Below are 870 nucleotides of genomic sequence, written 5' to 3' on the forward strand. Positions count from 1 at the left end.
CCCTGCCCGGATTCGGGGAGCGTCCCAGCGCCGCCTGGCCGCCGCCCGCGTGCTGGTGATTGGGGCCGGGGGACTAGGCAGCGCCTGCATCCCGTACCTGGTCGGTGCCGGTGTGGGCACCGTGGGCATCGTGGATGACGACGTGGTGGAGCTGTCCAACCTGCACCGCCAGATCACCCACACCACCGCCAACATCGGGCTGCCCAAAACCGCCTCGCTGGCCGCCGCCGCGCGCGCCTGGACCCCGGGGTGCGGATCATCGAACACCACCTGCGGTTGACCTCCGCGAACGCGTTAGAGATCTTCTCCGGCTACGACCTGGTGATCGACGGCAGCGACAACTTCCCAACCCGCTACCTGAGCAACGACGCCGCCCAGCTGACCGGCATCCCGCTGGTTTGGGGCTCAATCCTGCAGCACCACGGTCAGGTGTCCGTGGCCTGGCACGAACACGGGCCGGGCTACCGCGACCTGTTCCCGCTCCCGCCGGCCCCGGGCACCGTGGCCGACTGTGCCACCGGGGTGTGCTGCCCGGACTGTGCGGAACCATCGGCTCGCTGCTGGCCACCGAGGCGCTGAAGCTGATCACCGGGATCGGCGATCCGCTGGTGGGCCGGGTGCTGATCTACGATGCGTTGGGCGCAAGCACCCGCACCCTGGAGTACGCGCCGGATCCCACCGCGCCACCGGTGACCGAGCTGATCGACTATGAGCTGTTCTGTGCCGGCAACCTGCCGCAGCCCAAGCAGCTGGCCCCCGAGGCGCTGGTGGCTGCGCTGGCTTCGCAAGAACCCCCGTTCCTGCTGGATGTGCGCAACCCGCAGGAACGCGCCGCGCTGAACCTGGCGCGGCTCCCATCACCTGCCGCTG

Annotated in this window: 2 pseudogenes; both read left to right on the forward strand. The window is 70.0% G+C overall.

The features are described from left to right. The first annotated feature begins 55 nt into the window (after nucleotides 1-55). A pseudogene (locus tag JCM19049_RS21480) lies at nucleotides 56-579 on the forward strand (ThiF family adenylyltransferase). Beyond that, nucleotides 525-870 (forward strand): annotated as a pseudogene (locus JCM19049_RS21485) (molybdopterin biosynthesis protein MoeB); the annotation flags it as partial. The pseudogenes JCM19049_RS21480 and JCM19049_RS21485, both read left to right, overlap by 55 nt.

It is taken from the genome of Arthrobacter sp. JCM 19049 (genome assembly GCF_001310435.1).